17 protein-coding genes are annotated in these 20,920 nt (G+C 63.8%); 7 read left to right on the top strand and 10 right to left on the bottom strand.

Annotation, left to right across the window (positions count from 1 at the left end; translation table 11 throughout):
- Window positions 1–16 precede the first annotated feature (16 nt).
- From NKH71_RS18795 to NKH71_RS18765, 7 genes are all read left to right on the top strand, one after another.
- Window positions 17–1,060 (top strand): LacI family DNA-binding transcriptional regulator, encoded by a 1,044-nt coding sequence (locus tag NKH71_RS18795; RefSeq protein WP_352493963.1) that lies wholly within the window; start codon window positions 17–19, stop codon window positions 1,058–1,060.
- A 32-nt stretch (window positions 1,061–1,092) separates the two neighbouring features.
- A complete protein-coding gene (locus NKH71_RS18790) occupies window positions 1,093–2,367 on the top strand; it encodes an ABC transporter substrate-binding protein (RefSeq protein WP_352895253.1) in 1,275 nt (424 codons plus the stop codon).
- A gap of 76 nt (window positions 2,368–2,443) precedes the next feature.
- Window positions 2,444–3,289, top strand: coding sequence for a carbohydrate ABC transporter permease (locus tag NKH71_RS18785; RefSeq protein WP_023716719.1), 846 nt, complete (start codon window positions 2,444–2,446; stop codon window positions 3,287–3,289).
- The gene (locus tag NKH71_RS18780) at window positions 3,286–4,125 is read left to right on the top strand and encodes a carbohydrate ABC transporter permease (protein ID WP_352493961.1); all 840 of its coding nucleotides are present in this window, start codon (window positions 3,286–3,288) and stop codon (window positions 4,123–4,125) included. The genes NKH71_RS18785 and NKH71_RS18780 overlap by 4 nt, the downstream gene beginning before the upstream one ends.
- A 21-nt stretch (window positions 4,126–4,146) precedes the next feature.
- Window positions 4,147–5,187 (top strand): ABC transporter ATP-binding protein, encoded by a 1,041-nt coding sequence (locus NKH71_RS18775; RefSeq protein WP_023716717.1) that lies wholly within the window; start codon window positions 4,147–4,149, stop codon window positions 5,185–5,187.
- A gap of 38 nt (window positions 5,188–5,225) precedes the next feature.
- Window positions 5,226–6,506: an amylo-alpha-1,6-glucosidase gene (locus NKH71_RS18770; RefSeq protein ID WP_023716716.1), complete on the top strand. Its 1,281-nt coding sequence runs from the start codon at window positions 5,226–5,228 to the stop codon at window positions 6,504–6,506.
- 82 nt (window positions 6,507–6,588) lie between these two features.
- A complete protein-coding gene (locus NKH71_RS18765; RefSeq protein WP_352493960.1) occupies window positions 6,589–8,004 on the top strand; it encodes an FAD-binding oxidoreductase in 1,416 nt (471 codons plus the stop codon).
- A 35-nt stretch (window positions 8,005–8,039) separates the two neighbouring features.
- On the opposite strand, the gene NKH71_RS18760 is transcribed toward NKH71_RS18765, so the two are convergent.
- From NKH71_RS18760 to NKH71_RS18715, 10 genes are all read right to left on the bottom strand, one after another.
- Entirely contained in the window at window positions 8,040–8,969 is a 930-nt protein-coding gene (locus tag NKH71_RS18760) for a pseudouridine-5'-phosphate glycosidase (protein ID WP_352791018.1), read from the bottom strand.
- A gap of 10 nt (window positions 8,970–8,979) precedes the next feature.
- Entirely contained in the window at window positions 8,980–10,089 is a 1,110-nt protein-coding gene (locus tag NKH71_RS18755; RefSeq protein WP_352895252.1) for a carbohydrate kinase, read from the bottom strand.
- An 83-nt stretch (window positions 10,090–10,172) separates the two neighbouring features.
- Complete coding sequence (locus tag NKH71_RS18750; RefSeq protein WP_352856084.1) at window positions 10,173–11,690, bottom strand: zinc-binding dehydrogenase; 1,518 nt, start codon at window positions 11,688–11,690, stop codon at window positions 10,173–10,175.
- 10 nt (window positions 11,691–11,700) lie between these two features.
- Window positions 11,701–12,138, bottom strand: a complete 438-nt coding sequence (locus tag NKH71_RS18745) for an SRPBCC family protein (RefSeq protein WP_023716711.1) — start codon at window positions 12,136–12,138, stop codon at window positions 11,701–11,703.
- Between the two features lie 81 nt (window positions 12,139–12,219).
- Window positions 12,220–14,406, bottom strand: a complete 2,187-nt coding sequence (locus tag NKH71_RS18740; RefSeq protein WP_352856087.1) for a flotillin family protein — start codon at window positions 14,404–14,406, stop codon at window positions 12,220–12,222.
- A 79-nt stretch (window positions 14,407–14,485) separates the two neighbouring features.
- Complete coding sequence (locus tag NKH71_RS18735; RefSeq protein ID WP_352895251.1) at window positions 14,486–16,741, bottom strand: ABC transporter permease; 2,256 nt, start codon at window positions 16,739–16,741, stop codon at window positions 14,486–14,488.
- Window positions 16,734–17,519 (bottom strand): ABC transporter ATP-binding protein, encoded by a 786-nt coding sequence (locus NKH71_RS18730; protein ID WP_352493955.1) that lies wholly within the window; start codon window positions 17,517–17,519, stop codon window positions 16,734–16,736. Before NKH71_RS18730 ends, NKH71_RS18735 begins: the two co-directional genes overlap by 8 nt.
- Before the next feature lie 27 nt (window positions 17,520–17,546).
- Entirely contained in the window at window positions 17,547–18,794 is a 1,248-nt protein-coding gene (locus NKH71_RS18725; protein ID WP_352493954.1) for an ABC transporter substrate-binding protein, read from the bottom strand.
- Window positions 18,795–18,840: 46 nt separating this feature from the next.
- Window positions 18,841–19,866, bottom strand: a complete 1,026-nt coding sequence (locus tag NKH71_RS18720; protein WP_352493953.1) for a branched-chain amino acid ABC transporter permease — start codon at window positions 19,864–19,866, stop codon at window positions 18,841–18,843.
- Window positions 19,863–20,864 (bottom strand): branched-chain amino acid ABC transporter permease, encoded by a 1,002-nt coding sequence (locus tag NKH71_RS18715; protein WP_023716705.1) that lies wholly within the window; start codon window positions 20,862–20,864, stop codon window positions 19,863–19,865. Before NKH71_RS18715 ends, NKH71_RS18720 begins: the two co-directional genes overlap by 4 nt.
- Window positions 20,865–20,920: the final 56 nt, after the last annotated feature.

Raw genomic sequence — 20,920 nt, 5'->3', positions numbered from 1 at the left:
TCGTTCGAGAGGAACGATGCCGGGCCGCGTTACCACCCTCAAGGAACTAGCCGCACAGCTCGGCCTGTCGATCACCACCGTTTCGCGCGCCCTTGCCGGCCACGAGCAGATCGCATTGAAAACGCGCCAACGTGTCACCGAGGCCGCGCGCCGGGCCGGCTATGTGCCGAACACGGCAGCCCGCACGCTAGTCTCCGGCCGCAGCGGTTTTGTCGGCATGGTGCTGCCGATCCGCGGCCCCAATCTGGTCGATTCCTTCCTCGGCGAATTCGTCACCGGGCTCGGCGAAGGGTTGGTTTCGCACGGTTCCGACCTGATCCTGGCCGCAGCGGCGCAGGGCCAGTCGGAACTTTCCGTGCTTCGCCATGTTGTCGAATCCGGACGCGCCGATGGGGTCGTCGTCACCCGCATCGCCGAGGTCGACGAGCGGCTTACCTATCTGCGTCAACGCAATTTTCCGTTCGTCGCGCATGGCCGGCTGCTCGACGGTGACTTTGCCTATCATTGGCTCGATACCGATGGCGCGCACGCATTCGGCGAGGCCTTCGACATGCTCTACGATCTCGGACACCGCCATTTCGGCCTGGTGACGATTTCCGAGCCGATGACGTTTCGCCATCTCAGGCAGGATGGGCTCGCTGCCGCGATCGCCCGCCGAGGCGATCCGACGGTCAGGCTCGATGTGGCGACGGCACCGCGGTTCGATCGCGGTGCCCGCATCCATGCAATCAACCGGCTACTGCACGCCACCGAGCGGCCGACGGCCATTGTCGCGCTGTTCGACGAGCTGGCGCTGACGGTGATGGAAGAGGCTGCCCGAGCCGGCCTTGCCATTCCTCGCGACCTTTCGGTGATCGGCTTCGACAACATAGCCGCCTCAGCCTATGCGCCGCCGGGGCTAACCACTTTCGACGCCTCGATCCGCCAGTGCGCGCGCGAGATCGGCGAGATGCTGCTGACCGTCATCGGCAACAGGCCGGACGCGCCACTGACGCGGCTGGTCCGGCCGACACTTGTCTCGCGGGCAAGCCATGGCCCGGCACCCACAAGACAGAACTGACGCCCGCTTCGCGGCGCAACCCAGGGAGGAAGATGACGATGAATGCTTTGCGGATATTGGCCGGCGCCGTGCTGGCGCTGTCGCTCGCTGCCGGCGCAGCGCAAGCCCAGCAGGTGTTGTTCTGGTCGACACAGGCGCGACCAGTGGAAGAGACACAGAAGATGCGCAGCGAAGTGCTGAAGGGGTTTGACGGCCAGGTCGACTATCAGGTCGCCGAGGACGGGCCCTGGCTCACCCGCCTTCAGGCCGAACTGCAGGCCGGCTCCGGCACCATAGGCGTGCTCGGCGGCCTGCACGGAGACTTCTCCACCGTCGGCGCGGACCTTGTCGATCTCTCTGGCGTCGATCTCGGTGGCGTCAAGGTCAACGAGACCTACAAGAAGCTCGGCATGCTCGGCACCGGCGAGCAGAAGTACCTGCCATGGATGCAGGCCACCTTTCTGATGGCGGCCAGCAAGCAGGCGCTGCAATATCTGCCGGCCGGCACCGATCTCAACACCATCACTTATGACCAACTGATCGAGTGGGCGAAAAACATCGCTGAAAAGACCGGTTCGCCCAAATTCGGTTTTCCGGCCGGCCCGAAAGGGCTGAAGCACCGTTTCTTCGAGGGTTTTCTCCTTCCATCGTATACCGGCTCGATGGTGACCAAGTTTCGCTCGGCGGAGGCCGAGACGGCGTGGAACAAGTTCAAGGAATTGTGGCAATACACCAACCCGAATTCGACCAACTATGCCTTCATGCAGGAGCCGCTGTTGACCGGCGAAGTCTGGGTGGCATTCGATCACGTGGCGCGCCTCGCCGACGCCTTCAACCAGAAACCCGATGACTTCGTCGCCTTCCCGGCGCCGGCCGGCCCGGCAGGCCGCGGCTACATGCCGGTGGTCGCCGGCGTCGCTATCCCGAAGACCTCGCCCGACATGGACAAGGCCAAGGCACTGGTCGCCTATATGCTGAAACCGGAAACCCAGATCGCGACGCTCAAGGCGACAAACTTCTTCCCCATCGTCGACGTCAAGCTGCCCGACGACATGCCGGCCTCGGTGAAGGCCTTCAGCCCAGTGATCGCCACCATGACCGGAGCCCCGGATGCGCTGCCGGCGCTGCTGCCGATGGGACTTGGCGGCCTCGGCGGCAAGTTCAATCAGATCTACACCGACAGCTTCGAGCGCATCGTGCTCGGCGGCGAGGATGTGCACGGCGTGCTCGACGAACAGGCGACGGCGCTGAAGGCGATCATCGACCAGGCGAAAGCGCCGTGCTGGGCGCCCGACAAACCATCGCAAGGCGCCTGTCCCGTCGATTAAGAATCCTCCCCGGGCGTCCGGATTTCCAGCGCGCCGGGCGCCCACCCCTTTTGAAGCTTCGAATAGAGAGAGCTCCATGCACGGCAAGGCCCTGCCCTATCTGCTGCTGACGCCGGCGACGCTGTTCCTTTGCGTCTTCTTCCTCTATCCGTTTGCGCTGGTCGCCTTCGAGGCGTTCACCCGCGACGGCGGCTTTACGCTCGACAATTTCCGCACCATGACCAGCAGCTGGAAATTTCCGGTCACGGTTCGCAACACGCTGCTTCTCAGCGCCGTCGTCGTGCCCATCCAGCTGGTCATGGCGCTGCTGATGGCAACGATGGTGTCGCGACTTGCGGCCGGGCGCAGCGCCGCGCTTTATATCTTCGCTATTCCGCTCGGCATCTCCGATCTCGCCGCTGGGCTGATCTGGCTCGCCATCTTCGACCAGTCCGGCTTCCTCAACACCTTGCTCTCCAATCTCGGCGTCATCGACAGGCCGGTCATGTTCCTCGGCTACCAGAGCAAGCTGACGATCTTCATCGCCGTGGCGCTGGCCGAGATCTGGCGTGCGACCGCCATCATGATGGTCATTCTGGTCGCCGGCATGGGGCTCATCCCCCGGGAATATTACGAGGCGGCGGAGGTTTTTGGCGCTAGTCCGTGGAAGCGCTTCATCAAGATCACGCTGCCTCTGCTGCGCCCCAGCCTGCAGACGGCGATCATCCTGCGCGTCATCCTTGCCTTTGAGGTCTTTGCGGTGGTTGCAGCACTCGGCGGCACCAATCTGCCGGTGCTGATGGGCGAGACCTACAATTGGCAGTTCACGCTGCAGGACCGCAATGTCGCCGCCGCCATGGCGCTGTTCATCCTCGCCATATCGATCGGTTTCACGCTGTTCTTCCTGCGGGTGCTGCGTGTGCCGAAGGAGGCGCGGATATGAGCACGGTGGAGCTGTCGATCGCCGCGCCTGAGGCCCGCAAAGCCGGCAACTGGTTGCTGGTCGCCACCGTCATCCTGCTTTGCATCTGGGTGCTGCTGCCGATCTATCTGTTGATCGTCAACGCGCTGTCGTCGCCGGAAGAGGTGACCGCCTTTCCCAAGCGCTTCTTCCCGTCATTCGATTTCGGCAGCCTTTCTTTCTTCATCAATTTCGCCGGCGTCGCCAGGGCGCTGTGGAACTCCGTTCTCGTCGCCACGCTGACGATGCTCCTCTCGATCGGCTTCGGCGCACCCGCGGGCTACGCGCTGTCGCGCTTCGAATTCCCGGGCAAGGAAACGTTCCGTTTCCTCGTGCTGATGACCCGCGCCTTCCCACTGCCGCTGCTGGCGCTACCGCTGGCGGTGATGTTCATCCGCACCGGCCTCGACGACACCGCGATCGGGCTGGCGCTGGTCCACACCACGCTGGCGCTGCCATTCGCGGTGCTGATCACGTTCTCGCTCTTCTCCGGCATTCCAGTCGAGCTGGAGGAAGCGGCCTGGACGCTCGGCTGCACGAGATTGCAGGCATTCCGAAAAATCATTCTACCGCTGGCGCTGCCGGGCATCGCGGCGTCGGCGGTATTTGCCTTCACCATCTCCTGGAACGAAGTGTTTGCCGCCGCCGTGCTCACCATCGAGAACCGGACGCTGACCGCCTTCCTGCTGCAGAGCCTCGGCGAATCGCCGCTCTACCTCAAATTCGCCGGTGGCGCGGCACTGGTCATCCCGGCGCTGATCTTCATCTTCGCCGTTCGCAAATATCTGTTCGCCATGTGGGGGATCGCCAACCGATGACGCGCACAAAAGAGAACGCCGATGGCTGAGATCGCCATCAAGCAGGTCGCAAAACGTTTCGGTGGCTTCACCGCGCTGCATTCGATCGACCTGACCATCGCCGACCAGGAATTCATGGTGCTGCTTGGCGCCTCGGGTTGCGGCAAGACCACGCTGCTGAGGATCGTCGCCGGGCTGGAAACGCCAAGCCAGGGCGAGGTCTGGATCGGCGGCCGTCGCGTCGACCATCTGCCGCCGCGCGAACGCGGCATCGCCATGGTGTTCCAGAATTACGCCGTGTTTCCGCACCTGACCGTGTTCGAGAACATCGCCTTCGGCCTGCGCATGAAGAAGCTGCCGCAGCAGGAGGTCGAGGGGCGCGTCAACCGCACCGCGGAGCTCATGCACATCGAGCAGCTTTTGAAGCGCTATTCGGGCCAGCTTTCCGGCGGCCAGCGCCAGCGCGTGGCAGTCGCTCGGGCACTTGCGATGGAGCCGGACGTGATCCTGATGGACGAGCCGCTGTCGAACCTCGATGCGCTGCTGCGGCTCGAAATGCGCGCCGAGCTCAAGGGCGTGCTCGCCGCGTCCAAGACCACCACCATCTATGTCACTCACGATCAGGTCGAGGCGATGAGCCTCGCCGACCGCATCGCCGTCATGCATCAGGGCCATATCGTCCAGGCCGCCTCGCCGGTAGAGGTCTATCGCAATCCGGCCGCACGCTTCGTCGGCTCCTTCATCGGCAACCCGCCGATGAATTTCATCCTGGCGACGAAGGCGGCAGACGGCAGCTGGACCGTCGCCGGGCTGACGCTGCCCGGCCCCAAATCGGACAAGCAGACGATAGAATTCGCCATTCGCCCCGAGGATGTCGACACCGGCACCGAAGGGCTGCACGCCACCGTGCGCGTTGTCGAGCCGCTCGGACCGCACACGCTGGTCACCTGCGATGTCGAGGGCGGCCTGTTCCGCGCCATCCTCGAATCGAATGCCACGGTCGCCGTCGGCGATCACCTGCGGCTCTTGCCCAAACCCGACCGCATCCGCTGGTTCGACCCCGAAACCACCAACGCGCTTTGATCCAAACGCCCTTCGATCCTGAAAGTACGACCGCCCCCATGATATCTCTTGCTGTCGACGAAACCATCGCCCGCGCCGTAGAGGTGCTCAGGGAAAACGACCAAGGCACCTACACCATACCGACCAAGGGCCTCTACCCGTTCCAGTGGAACTGGGATTCCTGCCTGACCGCGCTCGGTCTTGCCCACTACGATGAGGCTCGAGCCTGGACCGAGATCGACACGCTGTTCGCCCACCAGTGGCCGGACGGCATGGTACCGCACATCGTCTTCCATGTCTGGAGCGACGGCTATTTCCCGGGACCGGAGGTCTGGCGGACGGACCGCCCGACCGCCACCTCGGGCATCACCCAGCCGGCGGTCGCCGGCTTTGCCGTGCGCCGCTTGTTTGACCAGGCCAAGGACAAGACGCTGGCGGCCGAGCGTGCCCGGGTGTTGCTGCCGAAAATCGATGCCTGGCACCGCTGGTTCTACGAAAACCGCGACCCGAACGGCGAAGGGCTGGTCGCCATAATCCACCCATGGGAGTCCGGTCGCGACAACTCGATCGACTGGGACGAGGCGTTTGAGCACGTGCCGACCGAAGGCGTCGAGCCCTACACCCGCCGCGACATCCTGCACGCCGATCCGGCGCATCGTCCAACCAAGGCACAGTATGACCGCTATATCTGGCTGCTGCAGCATTTCCGCGGGCTTGGCTGGGATAATGCCAGGCTGCACGATGCCTCGCCGTTCCAGGTCGTCGATCCCGGCTTCAATGCCATTCTGATCCGTTCCGCCGCCGATCTTGCCGATCTCGCCGAGGCACTTGGCGAAACCGAAATCGCAAAAGCCAACCGCGCCCGTGCCGAAAACGGGCTTTCGACGATGGAACGGCTGTGGAGCGACACACATAGCCAGTACATTTGTTTCGACCGAGTGGCCGGAAAGCACGTTGACAGCGCGTCGGTCGGCGGCATTCTGCCGGTGTTTTCGGCTATTCCGGAAAGCCGGGCAGCGGCCATCGCCGCAACGATCGAGCGCATCGCCGGCAAAGCGCGTTACATCGTCCCCTCGCACGATCCTGGCGATGCGCGCTTCGACGCCAAGCGCTACTGGCGCGGCCCGGTCTGGCTGGTGGTCAACTACATGATCGCTAATGGCCTTGCCGCCGCCGGCCACAGCCAAATCGCACAACGGATCACCCAGTCCAGTCTCGACCTGATCGCCGAGAGCGGCTTTGCCGAATATTACGATCCCCTCAGCGGCGAGCCGCTCGGCGGTAACCGTTTCACCTGGACCGCGGCAATGGTGATCGAGTTTTTGAAGGGTCGAGGCTGAAGGCCGGCCACGACTGGCAGTCCCGCGTGGGTTTGACAAACAGCAGTCCGTGTCTATCGTCTGCCTGTTACAGGAGCGGCGCATGACGACACCATCCGTGAGCGCTCTGTCCCCACTGACCGGCGAACTCCTGTCGCGGCTGGAGAAGCGGCTGGACCGGTCGGCGATCGTTTCGGCCGATGAGGCCGGGCCGCGTTACAGGGAAGACCCCGACGGCAAAGCCGGCGTATCGCCGGAGTTCGTGCTGCGTCCACGTACGGCCGGCGAGGTGTCGGACATACTTCGCCTGTGCAACGAGGCCGGACAGAGGCTTGTCATCCAGGGTGGCCGGACCGGGCTCGCCGGCGGCGCTCGCGTCCAACCCGGCGAAGCGGTGCTGTCGCTGGAGTGTATGACTTCCGTTGAAGCCCTCGACCGTGAAGCGGCAACCATCATCGCCGAGGCCGGCGCGCCGCTGCAAACGGTGCAGGAAGCCGCCGATGCGGCCGGCTTACTGTTCGGCGTCGACATCGGAGCGCGCGGCGCGGCGACCGTCGGCGGTAATGTCGCCACCAATGCCGGCGGCATCCGCGTGCTGCGCTACGGCATGTACCGGGCGCAGGTGCTTGGCCTGGAAGCGGTGCTTGCCGACGGCGGCATCCTGACCTCGCTCAAGGGTTTGGCGAAGGACAATTCCGGCTATGACCTCAGCCAATTGTTCATCGGCAGTGAGGGCACGCTCGGCGTGGTCACCCGCGCATGCCTGCGGCTGCACCCGAAGCCGGCCACCGAGATCAACGCCTTCTGCGCGCTTGCTTCGCTCGACGCTGCAATCGCGCTGCTGGCGCTGCTCAGGCAGAAACTCGGGCCCTCGCTCTCGGCCTATGAGGTGAATTTCGCCCCGCTCTATGGCGCCATGATCGCCGGCATGGACGCGCCGGCGCCGCTGCCCGCGGGCTCGCCCGTCTATGTGCTTGCCGAGATACAGGGCAGCGAGCCCGACCGCGACGGCGAACGCTTTGCCGCGACGCTGATGCAGGCGGTCGAGGAGGGCGTGATCGACGACGTGGTCGTCTCGCAATCGCCGCGCGAATTCCGGGCGCTCTGGGCGGTGCGGGAGGAGGCCAACCGTTTCCTGTTTTCGATGGCAGGCCTGATTGGCGTCGATATCAGCATCCCACTGGCGAGAATGGCGACTTTCCTGGACGAAACAGAAGCCGCCATCAAGGCCGTCGACCCCGGCGCCGACATCTACGTCTTCGGCCATCTCGGCGATGGCAATCTGCATTACCAGATCCGCACGGTGGATCCGGCAGCCGCATACGGCACCGTCTACCGCGGTGTGGCCGCCGCCGGCGGCGGCGTTTCGGCCGAACATGGCATCGGCCTTGACAAGAAGGAGTGGCTGCATCTGGTGCGCAGCGATGCAGAGATTGCGGCCATGCGGCGCCTGAAAGCAGCCTTCGACCCGAACAACATCCTCAATGCCGGGCGCATCTTCGACCTTGCGACGGGCTGAAATCGAAGGCCGGTAGCGCTGGCCGGGTGCTGCCTCTATCTGGTCACGCCCTTCAATTTCGCATGCACCACCGCGATGCGGGCGGCGAGCGCGGCGTTGTTGCGGACCAGCGCGATGTTGGCCTTCAGGCTGCGGCCTTGCGAAAGCTCGTTGATGCGGGCGAGCAGAAACGGCGTCAGTTCCTTGCGCCCGATGCCGCGCTGCTCCGCTTCGGCTACCGCCGCTGCGATCGTGCCGTCGATGAATGCCGGATCGAGCGCGTCCGCTTCGGGGATAGGGTTGGCGACGAGAATGCCGGTGCCGGATTCCATCTCGTCATGCAGCAGCATGGCTCGCGCGATCTCGTCGGGGGTATCGAGGCGATGATCGGCCTTGAGCCCGCTGGAGCGGGTGTAGAAAGCCGGAAAATCATCACTCCCATAGGCGATCACCGGCACACGCTGGGTTTCCAGATATTCCAGCGTCTTCGCAATATCGAGGATCGACTTGACTCCGGCGCAGACGACAGTCGTGCCGGTTTGGCCGAGTTCGGCCAGGTCGGCCGAGATGTCGAAAGTCGCTTCGGCGCCGCGATGCACGCCGCCGACGCCGCCGGTCGCAAAAATGCCGATGCCGGCGAGTGCCGCGATCCGCATCGTCGCCGAGACGGTGGTTCCGGCCGAGCCGCCGTGCACCATGATGGCGGCGAGATCGCGCCCGGAAGCCTTGACCACGCCCTTTGCCGCTGCCAACTCTTCCAGTTCACGGTCGTCGAGGCCAACCTTGATCTTGCCGGCGACCACTGCGATCGTGGCGGGCACGGCGCCGTTCTCGCGTACCACGGTTTCGACGTCGCGGGCCGTCTCCAGATTGGCCGGATAGGGCATGCCGTGGGTGATGATCGTCGATTCCAGTGCCACCACCGCGCGGCCTTCATCAAGCGCGGTAGCGACTTCATCGTTCAGGTGGACAAGGGAAGGTTTCATCATCTCGCTTTCAGGCAGGAATGCGGTACATGCCGGCGGCAAGGAAGCGCGGCGATAGATCGGGGTGGACGCTGGATTCGCTCTCCGTGGTCAGCGTGGCGAGCAGTGCGCCGGTGCGGACGGCATGAGCTACCGGATCATCCGAAAGCACCTTGTACAAAGTGCCAGCGATCATCGCGTCACCGGCGCCGGTGATGTCGACGGCCTGCGCCGGGACGGAGCGCATCGTCGTAACACCGCTCTCGGTCGCAACGGCAAATTCATGCGCGCCTGCGGTTACGATCACCGTGCTGGCGCCGGCCGCGCGCAGCGCTGCTGCTGCTTCCTTCGGCGTTAGCCGCTTGTCGGCATCCGTCATGCCGAGCATCGTATTGGCCTCGTCATGGTTGGTGAACAGAAGGTCGATGCCGGTCAGATCCTTAGGCAGGCGCGCTGATTTCGGCGACGAGACTGTGTCGACGGCGAGCTTGAAGCGCGCGCCCTGCTTGCGCGAGATCAGTGCTGCGATGGTCGAAGCCGGCAGATTGCAGTCGATGAACACCCATGTCGCCGAAGCCAGATGCGGCCAGAAGCGGTCGAGATAGGACGACGAAAACAGATCGAAGATCTCCATGTCGGCAATGCCGAGCACCAGATCATTGTTGCGGTCGAGGATGGCGGCATATTCCGCCGTCGGCCGTTCCGTGGTGGTGATGACCTGGCTGACATCGGCGCCAAGATCGCGCAGGTGCCGCACCAGCGAGCGGCCGGTTTCATCGTCGCCGACGATCGAGACGAAGCTTATGTCGACGCCGAGGCGGGCAAGGTTTTCGGCTACGTTGCGGGCGACCCCTCCGAAGCTGCGATAACCGTCGACCGGGTTCGACGTCTCGAAAATCAGATCCTTCTTGGCGTGGTATTTGCGGTCGAGCACCGCGCCGCCGACGCAGACCATGCGCTTGGACGTCGGCAAGACGTAACCACGGCCGAGAATATAGCCCTTGTTGACGAGTTGCACGATGTGGGCCGCGACCGTCGAGCGGGCGATGCCGAGCGCCGTTGCTATGTCCTGCTGGCCGGCGAATGGGTTCGCCGCAATGAGGTCGAGAACCGCTTGTTCCTGTGCTCCAAGGTCGTCCATTGTCCCACCCGGCCGTCAAATTCGAGGCTGAACGCCTCGCAACAACAGATGACATTGTCAACATCTGTTTCGACGAGTGTCGGCTATGGCACCAGCACCAATGCGCCTATTGTCCGCCTGGCCTCAAGGTCGCGGTGAGCATCGCCGGCGTCGGATAGGTTATAGCGCTTGGGCGGTTCGATCCTGACGACGCGCTGTCGCAGCGCGGCAAAGAAACGCTCGACGTGCGGGGCTAGTTTTTCCGGCGTGTCGGTGTAATGCGCATAGTTGGGACGCGATACGGTGATCGACTTCGATGCAAAGCGGCCGATGTCCCAATTGCCGATCGGCCCTGACGCCTGACCGAAACTGACGAGGTGACCGCGAATGCGGAGCGCCGCCAGCGAGCCGCCGAACGTATCCTGGCCGACCGCATCGTAGACCACATCGGCGCCGACGCCTCCCGTCAGCCGCATGACGGCCTCAGTGAAATTCTCACGCGAGTAGACGATGACATGATGGGCACCGAGGCGTTCGACGATGCGCGCCTTGTCGTCGCTCGACACCGTTGCAATGACCGTTGCGCCGAGATGGCGTGCCCATTGCACCAGAAGCTGGCCGATGCCGCCGGCGCCGGCATGGACGAGAACGACGGAGCCCGGCTGCACCGCATGGACATCATGCAGCAAAAAACTCGCACTGACGCCCTTGAGCAGACCCGCGGCCGCAATCTCGTCGGGAATATCGTCGGACAGGCGAACCAGCAGATCGGGCGCCACGTTGCGCCGCTCGGTATAAGCGCCGACCGGCGGGCAGGCATAGGCGATGCGGTCGCCGACCGAGAAACCGGCAATCTCCAAACCGACCGCTTCGACGACGCCGGCTGCCTCCATGCCAGGCACGCCCGGTGGTTGCAAAAGGTCGAAATAGCCGGTGCGGCAATAGACGTCGATGAAGTTGACGCCGATCACAGTATGGCGGATCCGCACCTCGTTCGGCGCCGGCGGCGGCAAGCCGATCTCCTTGAGTTGCAGCACCTCCGGACCGCCATAGCGCTCGACCACAATAGCCCTGGTTGTTGCTGACTGGCCGAACGATGTTGTTGCGGAAGAGACCGGCGAAGCGATCAGCGGCGGGGCTGACGGAGGTGCCGGCGTTGGCGCTCTTGCCTTGGCAGACAGAACCCTTCCTCGCAAAAGGCTGCGGATCGCCGCGAAGCCGGCCTGATAAATGCCTTCGGAGACGAGCTTGACCAGTTCGTCGCGGCGGTGCGTAGGTGGATGGAATTCGGAACGCCATTCCCAGAAGGTCGCGTTGCCGTCGGTCACCGGCTTCAGCTGGATCGATGCGACATAACCCATCAGCGGCAGCGGCGCTTCGAGAAGGCAATAGGCGAGCCGAAAGTCCTTGTCGGACAGCGCCAGCAGTTGTTCGCGCAACTCGCCGCCATCGGCCAGGCGGAAATGACGAACCGAACCGACCGCATCGACCGGGTCGCCACCTTCGATTTCGCTGAACGAGATCGCCGGGTGCCAGCGTTCATGGCCGTTGAAATCGCGCAGAATCGACCAGACATCATCGATCGGCGCATCGATGATGGTGCTCTGGCGGACTTGAACCATCGCGGGAATGTCAGCGCCCGAAGCGCTGCTTGAGTGCGCTCAACGCCGCCTGGAAGACGCCGGTGCCGATCTGATGCATAAGTGCTGCTTCGCGCTCAGGCGCACAGTCGAACTCCGCCTCCCATTCGGCCAGAGTGAGATTGCCGTCGGTGATCGGCGTCAGCGACAGCGTGGCGATATAATTCTCCACCGCCATCGGGCTTTCCAGGATAGCGTAACTGCACGACAGATCGTAGTCGGACAGTGCCAGCAATTTTTCGCGAATCCGCCCGCCATCCCTGAGCACAAAGTTGCGGATGCAGCCGATCTGGTCGGCCGGTGCGTTCTGTTCGACGCGGCTCTCCGCAACGAATGGCGCCCAGGCGGGAAGGCCGTTGAAGTTGCGCACGAGCTTCCAGACTTCCGCAGCCGGCGCAGGGATGACCGAGGACACATAGACCTTGGTCATGCCCCACCGCCCGCATCGAACGAGCGGCCGGTGCCGAGGCATCGCCACTCATTCGCACAGCACACCGCCCACCGGACCTGGTCAGCGGTCGCGGTCGTCATCGTCGTCCTTGCTGACCTTGCCTTTGCCTTTCTTGTCGCGGGTCAGGCTCGATATGTCCTTGGCATCGCGCAGCACGTCGGTCATGCGGCCGAGCGAGCCGCCCTCGATGCCGATCTCCTTCATCAGATTATCGATCATCGGCGCCTGGACCCGGTAGCGCAGCGCCGAATCGATCACCTCGTCGGTGACGTTGCGGTTGCCGCCCTGCCCGCCATTGATGCCGTCGACGTGCAGGATCTTGATGCCGTCGATTTTCTCCATCGGCTTGACGCTTTCGCGGATGATGCCTTCCATGTGGTCGAGCAACTTGCCGCGCAGGCGACCGGCACGAGCCTCGTTGGAGAGCAGATTGTCGGCCTCGTTGAGCTGACGATGGCCGGCGGCATCAACCTCGTAGCGCTGGGCCGCCGCAAGGGCGTGGATCTTCTCCGCCTCGGCCGCGGCAACAGCGGCGATCTTCTGCGCTTCGGCCAGGCTCTTGGCCGCCTTCATCTCGGCATCTGCGGCCGCGGTTATGCGCAAGGCCTCGCGCTCGGCCTCGCGAGCCGCACCGATCAAGTCGGTCAGCTTGCGGCGCTCGGCGATCTCGCGCTCGCGCGCCGTGAAGGCCTGCTCCTCAGCCTGGATGGCCTTGGCGCGCACCGCCTCGGATGCCGCGATAGCGGAGGAACGCTCCTGCGTCTTTTTGGCGATGTCGATGGCCTTCTGGATTTCGGCTATCTCGATCTTCTGGTCGCGCTCGACGCCGAGCTGGCGGATGTCGCGGTCCTTGATCAGCCGCGCCTCCTCGATGCCGCGCTCGGTGGTGATGCGAGCGCGCTCGACCTCTTCGCCGGCCGATATTTCGGCTTCCTCGAAAGCCTGGCGCTTGGCGATCTGCAGCGCCTCGAGGTGACGCTCGCGTGCAATCCTGACCTCGTCGATGGCACGCTCCTGCCCGATCCGCGCTGTTTCGGTCGCCTGGTTCTCGACAATTTCGGCGCGGCGCTTTTCCGCCTCGGCCCTGGTAACCTCCAATGCCTTTTCCGCCAGCGCGATCTGGCGTTCGAGCTCGGCGATTTCGAGGGCTTTCCTGCGCTCGATCTCGAGCTCGCTCTGCGTGCCTTCGCGTTCGATCCTGGCCTTTTCCAGGGCGAGCTCTAGCGCGATCTGCTCGCGCTCGGTCAGTTCGCGCATTTTCATTTCCGTCTCATCGAGGGCGCGGCGGCGCGCAATCTCGCGGCGCTGCGTGTCTTCCTCGCTCTTGATGCGCTCCTCGGTAATGTTGCGCTCCTGGTTGAGGCGCGATTTCTCGACGGCCTCGCGCGCCGACAGTTGCGCCTGCTCGGCCTCCTGGTCGCGGATCGCCCGCTCCCTGGCGAGTTCGGAGCGCTGCGAGGCGCGACGTATCTCGACCTCGCGCTCCTGCTCGAGGCGGGCGTATTCGGTGTCGCGGTCGATCTCCAGCACCTTGCGCTGGGTGTCGAGGTTCTGGTTGCGGATGTCGACCAGCGTGCGCTGCTCGATCTCGTTGCGCATCCTGCGGCGCGTCTCGATCGATTCCGTCAGTTGGGTGAGGCCTTCGGCGTCGAAGGCATTGGACGGATCGAAATATTCGAGGCTGGTCTGGTCGAGGTCGACGATGGCGACGCTTTCCAGCTCCAGCCCGTTGGCGGCGAGCGATTCCGAGGCAAGCTGCCGGACCCTGGCCGCATAGTCGCCGCGCAGCTCGTGCATCTCTTCCAGCGTCATCTGGGCGGCAACGGTGCGCATGGCACCGGCGAACTTGCCCTCCAGCAATTCGCGCAGGCTGTCGGGCTGCAGCGTGCGGCGCCCGAGCGTCTGGGCTGCGGCGGCGACCAGATCGCGGCCGGCGCCGACACGGACGAAGAACTCTGCGACCAGATCAACGCGCATGCGGTTCTTGGTGATCAGCGCAAAGGCATCCTCGCGGCGCACTTCGATGCGCAGGACGTTCATGTTGACCGGCGTGATCTCGTGCAGCACCGGAATGACGAAAGCGCCACCGTTTACCACCACCTTCTCGCCCATGAAGCCGGTGCGCACAAACGCCGTCTCCTTGGTCGACCGGCGATAAAGCCATCGCAGTATGTAGACGGCGATCACCACCACGATCGCGGCAATGATCAGCCACAAAAGGAAAGCGCCCAAGGTCTGCGCGGCCATCTTTTCTACCCTCCCAAATAGAATGCGGTCAGCCACAGGCTACCGGCACCGATTTTACAATTGCGCCTGCTCGAAGCCATTATGCTCGCCTCTGCAGTTTTGGCGTGATCGCGCGGAACGCATTGACCGCCGCATCGACGAAGAGCGCGTCATTGATGTTCGCACCCACACGCTCGAGATGGCGCTGCGGCGTCTGGCGAACGGTCTTCTCGATCGCCTCGAACAGGGCGTTGTCGGCCTCCGGATCGTGAAACGGCTGGCCTGCTGCATCGAGCATCGAGACACCGCCCTCCGGCAACAGGAACCGCACCGGGCCATTCATGGCATTGAGCCGCGCACCGATCCATTCGCCAAAGGCGCGGTTCTCGTCGCGGGTTGTCCGCATCAGCGTGACGTTCGGATTGTGGATGACGAATTTGCGGCTTCGAAATTTCTCCGGCACGCTGTCGCGCGGGCCGAAATTGACCATGTCCAGCGCGCCGGTTGAGCCGACATAGGGCAAGCCGGTACGGATTGCGGCGCCAAAGCGGTCTTCAGTCGCCGGGAACACACCGCCGACGATCATGTCGGCCACCTCCGTGGTAGTCAGATCAAGGAAAGCCGAGAGCAGCCGCGAATCGCCGAGGTTCTCCATTGCCCGTCCGCCGATGCCGGTCGCGTGGAACACGAGACAGTCGTAGTCGGCTTCGAGCCGCCTGGTTACCGCCTGCACCGCCGGCGTCGTGACACCGAACATGGTGATGCCGACAGCCGGGCGCGCCAGCTTGCGCCTGGCTTCCCAGGCTTCGGCATTGGGCAGCTGCGCGACCATGCCCGCCATCGCATGCGCCGCATTTGACAGCACCTGTTCGGTGATCGAGTTCAGCCCCTGAACGTCGGCAACCGAATGGAACATCATGATGTCCGCGCCGCCGACATATTTGGCGACATCGCCGGCTGCCACGGTCGACACCATCAGTTTGGGGATACCGACGGGCAGCACGCGCATGCCTGCTGTTGCCAGCGTGGTGCCGCCGGAGCCGCCGGCCGAGATGACGCCGCCAATGCGCGGCTCGCGCTCGATCCAGCGCGCGAAGGCTTCCGCCATAGCGCTCACCGAGCCGCCGCGATCATTGGTGAAAACGGCCGCCGATCCCCGCATATGCATTCCGGCCACCTGCATGGCGGGAACGTCGGCGCTCGACGGTTTTCCGGAGGTGGAGAGGTCGACGGTGCGAACCGGAATGCCGAGGGACTTCAGCCGGTCGGCGACGAACCGCAACTCCTTGCCCTTGGTATCGAAAGTGCCCGCGACTAGCACTGTTCTTCCAATGCGTTCGGCGAAAGGAATTGCAAAGACCTTCTTCAAATCGTCCTGTGGCGCGGCCTTCTCGATAGCCGCTTGCCGCATGGCCGTGACCGGCACGTTCCAGCGGTTGGGCAGTTCGGTGACCGGAAGGTAGGTTCCATTCTGGGTCATCGGTTCGGAACCGGTAGCTGTCCGGTCGATGCGGTAGACTTCAGCCAACTGGTCCTTCGCCTGTGCCGCGGCTGCCGGCGTGACGGACGTCTCGTCGGCATGGCGTCCGACACCAAGCAGCCGTTGCTGCAATTCCCGGTCTGCCGCGAGCGCTGCCGCGTCCATCAGCCGATTGATGCGGCCGTTGACCATGATGGCGACCTGGTTGGAAACAGCGGTCGCCACGCCGATATTCTGCTCGATGACGAGGATCGCCATCTCACCTTCCTCGGCCAGGGTGACGAGCATCCGCTCAACCTGGTCGACAATGATCGGCGCAAGGCCTTCGGTCGGCTCGTCCATGACCAGCAGCTTCGGGTCGCTGAGCAGGGCACGCGAGATAGCAAGCATCTGCTGTTCGCCGCCGGAGAGCTGCGAGCCGCCATTGGTGCGGCGCTCGGCGAGGCGCGGAAATGTCTGGTAGATGCGTTCGACGGTCCAACTCGCATCGCGCCGATTGCCGGCAGCGAGACGGAGATGCTCATCAACGCTCAGGCTTGGCCAGACGCGCCGCCCTTGCGGCACATAACCGACGCCGAGGCGATGGATCTCGTGCGGTTCGAGCGCAGTGATCTCGCGGCCGTCGACGCGGATCGAGCCGGAGCGCGCGCGCTTCAGGCCGACGATGGTGTTGCAGAGCGTCGACTTGCCCATGCCGTTGCGGCCGACCACCGACAGCACGCCGCTTTCCAGCGCCAGCGAGACGCCCTGAAGGGCATGGCTTTCGCCGTAATAGACCTGCAGATCCTCTATTTTGAGGATCGCCTTGCCTATTTTGCCGGAAGAGGCTGGGCCAGAAGGGAGCGTTCGGCCGAGGGGAACGGGGCGCTCAGCCATGCTTGCCCCCGAGATAGATCTCCTGGACCTCCGGGTCGGCCTCGATCTCTTGCGGCGTGCCTTCCTTGAACAGACGGCCGTTGTGCATCATCGACACATATTCCGAAACGCGCAGCGCGACATCCAGATCGTGCTCGATGATAATATAGCCGATATGCTTGGGCAGCGCATTGAGGATCGCCACCAAGTCGCGGCGCTCGGTCGGCGACAGGCCGGCCGCCGGCTCGTCGAACAGGATGAAGCGTGGCGCGCCGGCCAGCGCCAGCGCGATCTCCAACTGCCGCTGCTGGCCATGGCTGAGTGTCGCCACCAGCAGGTCGCGATAGGCCTCGAGATGCACGGCATTGAGGATCGATTCCGCCTGCACCATGTTGACGTCGGTGGCCTTTGGGCGGAGCAGCGAGAACCGTCGGCGTGAGACGCCGCGGCAAGCGAGAAAGATCGAGTCGAGAACCGACAAGCCTTTGAACAGCTGCGAGATCTGGTAGGTCCGCCGCAAGCCCCGCCGGATGCGTTCATGCGGCGGCAAGTCGGTGATGTCCTCGCCGAAGAAGCGGATGCGGCCAGCCGTCGGCAGGAAATCGCCGGTCACTGCATTGAACAGCGTGGTCTTGCCGGCGCCGTTAGACCCGAGAACCGCGCGCCGCTCGCCAGCCGCGATCCTCATATCAATGCCGGAGAGCGCCACCAAAGCGCCGAAATGCCGCGCAACGCCATCGAGTTCCAGCGCAAAGGCGCCGGAGCTTTGGAGACGGTTCGCGGCAAGAGTTTCGGTCACGGGCGGATATATTCGCAAGCCACGCGGTTACGGGCAGCTCGGATTGTCGCGGCTGACAGCCCCAAGCTTGGTGAACTCGTCTTCGGGAATGCCCAGCGTCTGGTTGACCTGCGACACGACTTTGACGAGCTTGTTCAAAAGATTGCCGTCCGGCCCCTCGGTCACCTCGGTCAGGTAGATGTCGGCAATCGCGTTGCGGTTCTTGTCCAGTGACACCTTGCCGGTCGGCGTGTCGAAAGACAGTTTCGAGAGTGCGTCACGCAGTTTGGCGCCGCCATCGGAGACATCGCCGCCGACCTGTTCGAGACCGAGCAATGTCGCCTTCATGTTGACGTAATAGCCGTGGGCGAAGAGCGACGGCGAGGGAAAGGCACCTGGCTGCTTCTTGTAGGCTTCGACGAAAGTTTTCCAACTAGGCGCGTCGTTGGTGTCGGCGGTTGGTCCGGCGGAAGGCGTGCCGACCAGCACGTCGCGCAGCTTGCCCTTCGAGGTCAGCACCGTCTGGTCGACGGTGATCGAGCCACCAATCAAGGGGGCCGCGCCGCCGCCCTGCTGATACTGGGTCAGGAAGTTCACGGCGTCGGCGCCGCCAAGCGCGACGTAGATTGCATCGACGTCATCGGGAATGGCCGCGATAACCGAAGAAAAATCCTTGTTGCCGATCGGCACCCAGGATTTGGACGGCACCTTGCCGCCTGCCTTGCAGAACTCGGCCATGAAGCCGAAGACCTGCGTATACGGGAAAGAATAGTCCTCGGCGACCGTAGCGACCCGCTTGTAGCCTTTGTCGTTGAAGGCATAGGTGCCGAGACCCGCCATCCACTGCGCGCCGTCGGTCGAGAAGCGGAAGAAGTTTTCCGCCGGATTGCGCAGCGTCGTGTCCTGCGCCGCCGAGGTGCCATTGATGAAGGTCACGGTCGGCTGGGTCTTGGCATAGTCCTTGACGGCGAGGCCCTCATCGCCCGAAAGCGGGCCGACCAAAACCTTGACACCATCCTGCTCGACCAGCTTGCGCGCAGCGCGCACGGCGCTATCAGGTGAAGCGTCGGACGAGCCTTTGACGATTTCGATCTTCTTGCCGGCAACCATGCCGCTGACCTCGTCGAGCGCCGTCTTCGCGCCGCGCTCGCCGTCTTCGCCGAGCACCGTGAACGGTCCCTCGAAAGTGGCGAGCAGGCCGATCTTGATCGTGTCGTCGGCGGCTAGCGCCAGAGACGGAGCTGTCAGCCCGGTGGCAAGCGCCAGCGCAAGCAGTGTGCGTCGATGTATTCTCATTTTTTCCTCCCTTTGATTGATTGATGCAGTTCATTCCGCTCCGGCGTCACGGACCGGAACGCAAGGACTCCTGAGCTAGCTGCGGTCTGATCCTCCCCCACAACCCAAGAATTCCATCCGGCGAGATGAAGACGATCACCAGGAACATCAGCCCGATCAGCGTGTTGAAACGCTCGGCTCCGACAAGGTCGATGGCAAAGGTCTGCATCAGGACAACGACGAGCGCGCCGAGAAAAGGCCCGATCGGGTGGCGCAAACCGCCGATGACGGCGATGATCAGCACGTCGATGGCTGCATCGACGCCGATCGTGCCGGGTGAAACGCGCCCATTGAACCAGACCAAAAGCACGCCTGCGACACCGGCAATGATGCCGGCCAGGAACCATGCGAAGACCTTGTGTGCGGTGACGTGATAGCCGAGCGCGCGCATGCGACGCGGATTGTCGCGGATTGCCTGCACGGTCATGCCGAAGGTCGAGCGGGCGCCGTAGAGTATCCCCGCGTAGGACAGCACCGCCGAACCCAGGCAGAGATAATAGAAGGCCTTCGGGTCGCGCCAGTTGACGCCCCAGAACACCGGCGCGCGAATGCCGGCATAGCCGGAATGGCCGTTGAAGATCGCGTAGTTTTGCTGGGCGAAATAGAAGGTCGCGGTGGCGATCGCCAACGTGATCATGATGGTATAGATGCCTTCGGTGCGCACCGAGATCCAGCCGATCAGCGCCGATGCCACCGCAGCTGCCAGAATGGCGAAGGGTGCTGCGATCCACCACGGCCAGCCGAGGCCGAGCACGTTCGAATTGTTCTCGCCGAGGATGGCGATGGCATAGGCGGCGATGCCGGCGACAGTGATCTGGGCAAGGCTGACCATACCGCCATAGCCGGCCAGCATCATCAGCGACAGTGCGAGCATGCCGAAGATCAGCGAATAACCGCCGATCTGCGTCAGGAAGAAATCGGATGCCACCAGCGGGTAGAGAACCAATGCTACGGCAAGGATGATGTGACCGGCGCCGAGCTTCTCCAGCCAGTTCTGTCGAGGCGCGGCGCCTACGGCGACGGTCAGGCTCATCGCGCTTTCCCCATGATGCCTTGCGGCCGCACCGACAGCACTACCACCATGATGACGAAGGTGAGCACGATGCCGTAGGTCGGGAAATAGACGAGGCCGATCTGTTCGGCGAGGCCGATCAGCAGCGCGCCGATTGCAGCACCGGTAATCGAACCCATGCCGCCGACGATGACGACGACGAGCGAGGCCAGGAGATAGCGGACGTCCTCGCCGGGCGCAACCGACAATGCCGAGCCGCCGACGACGCCGGCAAAGCCGGCAAGCCCGGCGCCGACGGCAAAGACGATAGCAAAGACCGCGTGTACGTTGACGCCCGAGGCCGACAGCATGGCGCGGTCGTCGACGCCGGCGCGGACCATCATGCCGACGCGCGTCTTGTGCAGCATCAGCCAAAGGCCGATGCCGATAACGATCGCAGCCGCCAGCACGACGACGCGATAAAGCGGGTAGGTGAGAAACACCGAGACGCCGTTAGACCGCACGGCCGTGACCACCGGTAAGGTCAGTGCACCGTCGAGCCATTCCGGCACCGGGATCTGATAGGTGCCGCCGGCCCAGACCGCCAGCATCAGGTCGGCGGCGACGATCGAGATACCGATGCTGACCAGGGTCTGGCGAAGGTCGTCGCCTTCCAGTCGCCGGAAGACGAAGATCTGCATGACGACGCCGACAAGGGCCAGAACGATAAAGCCCGCGGCGACACCCAGCAGCCAGTAGCCGGTGCGGTTCGCCACCTCATAGCCGATATAGGCGCCAAGCAGATAGAGCGAGCCATGCGCCAGGTTGACGTTGCGCATCAGGCCGAAGATCAGGGTAAAGCCGCTGGCGACCAGGAAATAAAGGCCAGCCAGGGTGATGCCGTTGAGGATGGCGCTGACGAATGCCTTCTTGGAAATCAGGATGGCGTTCAGCCAGTCCGGCCAGACGGCAAAGACCAGCCATGCAATGACGGCAGCTGCGAGGAGCCAGAAAAGACCCCACGCCTGTCTGCGCGTCATGCCGCCGCCAGAAATCTCGAGCCCCGAAGTCTTAGGCCGCGAAATGTCGGGCGAAG

The sequence above is a fragment of the Mesorhizobium sp. M0983 genome, assembly GCF_040318975.1.
Classification (GTDB): domain Bacteria; phylum Pseudomonadota; class Alphaproteobacteria; order Rhizobiales; family Rhizobiaceae; genus Mesorhizobium.
This window is presented reverse-complemented; position numbering and strand designations above follow the sequence as displayed.

Bases quoted from the DNA above. Each gene is read 5' to 3' on its own strand.
- NKH71_RS18795 (WP_352493963.1), top strand. From the start codon at position 17: ATGCCGGGCCGCGTTACCACCCTCAAGGAACTAGCCGCACAGCTCGGC.
- NKH71_RS18790 (WP_352895253.1), top strand. From the start codon at position 1,093: ATGACGATGAATGCTTTGCGGATATTGGCCGGCGCCGTGCTGGCGCTG.
- NKH71_RS18785 (WP_023716719.1), top strand. From the start codon at position 2,444: ATGCACGGCAAGGCCCTGCCCTATCTGCTGCTGACGCCGGCGACGCTG.
- NKH71_RS18780 (WP_352493961.1), top strand. From the start codon at position 3,286: ATGAGCACGGTGGAGCTGTCGATCGCCGCGCCTGAGGCCCGCAAAGCC.
- NKH71_RS18775 (WP_023716717.1), top strand. From the start codon at position 4,147: ATGGCTGAGATCGCCATCAAGCAGGTCGCAAAACGTTTCGGTGGCTTC.
- NKH71_RS18770 (WP_023716716.1), top strand. From the start codon at position 5,226: ATGATATCTCTTGCTGTCGACGAAACCATCGCCCGCGCCGTAGAGGTG.
- NKH71_RS18765 (WP_352493960.1), top strand. From the start codon at position 6,589: ATGACGACACCATCCGTGAGCGCTCTGTCCCCACTGACCGGCGAACTC.
- NKH71_RS18760 (WP_352791018.1), bottom strand. From the start codon at position 8,969: ATGAAACCTTCCCTTGTCCACCTGAACGATGAAGTCGCTACCGCGCTT.
- NKH71_RS18755 (WP_352895252.1), bottom strand. From the start codon at position 10,089: ATGGACGACCTTGGAGCACAGGAACAAGCGGTTCTCGACCTCATTGCG.
- NKH71_RS18750 (WP_352856084.1), bottom strand. From the start codon at position 11,690: ATGGTTCAAGTCCGCCAGAGCACCATCATCGATGCGCCGATCGATGAT.
- NKH71_RS18745 (WP_023716711.1), bottom strand. From the start codon at position 12,138: ATGACCAAGGTCTATGTGTCCTCGGTCATCCCTGCGCCGGCTGCGGAA.
- NKH71_RS18740 (WP_352856087.1), bottom strand. From the start codon at position 14,406: ATGGCCGCGCAGACCTTGGGCGCTTTCCTTTTGTGGCTGATCATTGCC.
- NKH71_RS18735 (WP_352895251.1), bottom strand. From the start codon at position 16,741: ATGGCTGAGCGCCCCGTTCCCCTCGGCCGAACGCTCCCTTCTGGCCCA.
- NKH71_RS18725 (WP_352493954.1), bottom strand. From the start codon at position 18,794: ATGAGAATACATCGACGCACACTGCTTGCGCTGGCGCTTGCCACCGGG.
- NKH71_RS18720 (WP_352493953.1), bottom strand. From the start codon at position 19,866: ATGAGCCTGACCGTCGCCGTAGGCGCCGCGCCTCGACAGAACTGGCTG.
- NKH71_RS18715 (WP_023716705.1), bottom strand. From the start codon at position 20,864: ATGACGCGCAGACAGGCGTGGGGTCTTTTCTGGCTCCTCGCAGCTGCC.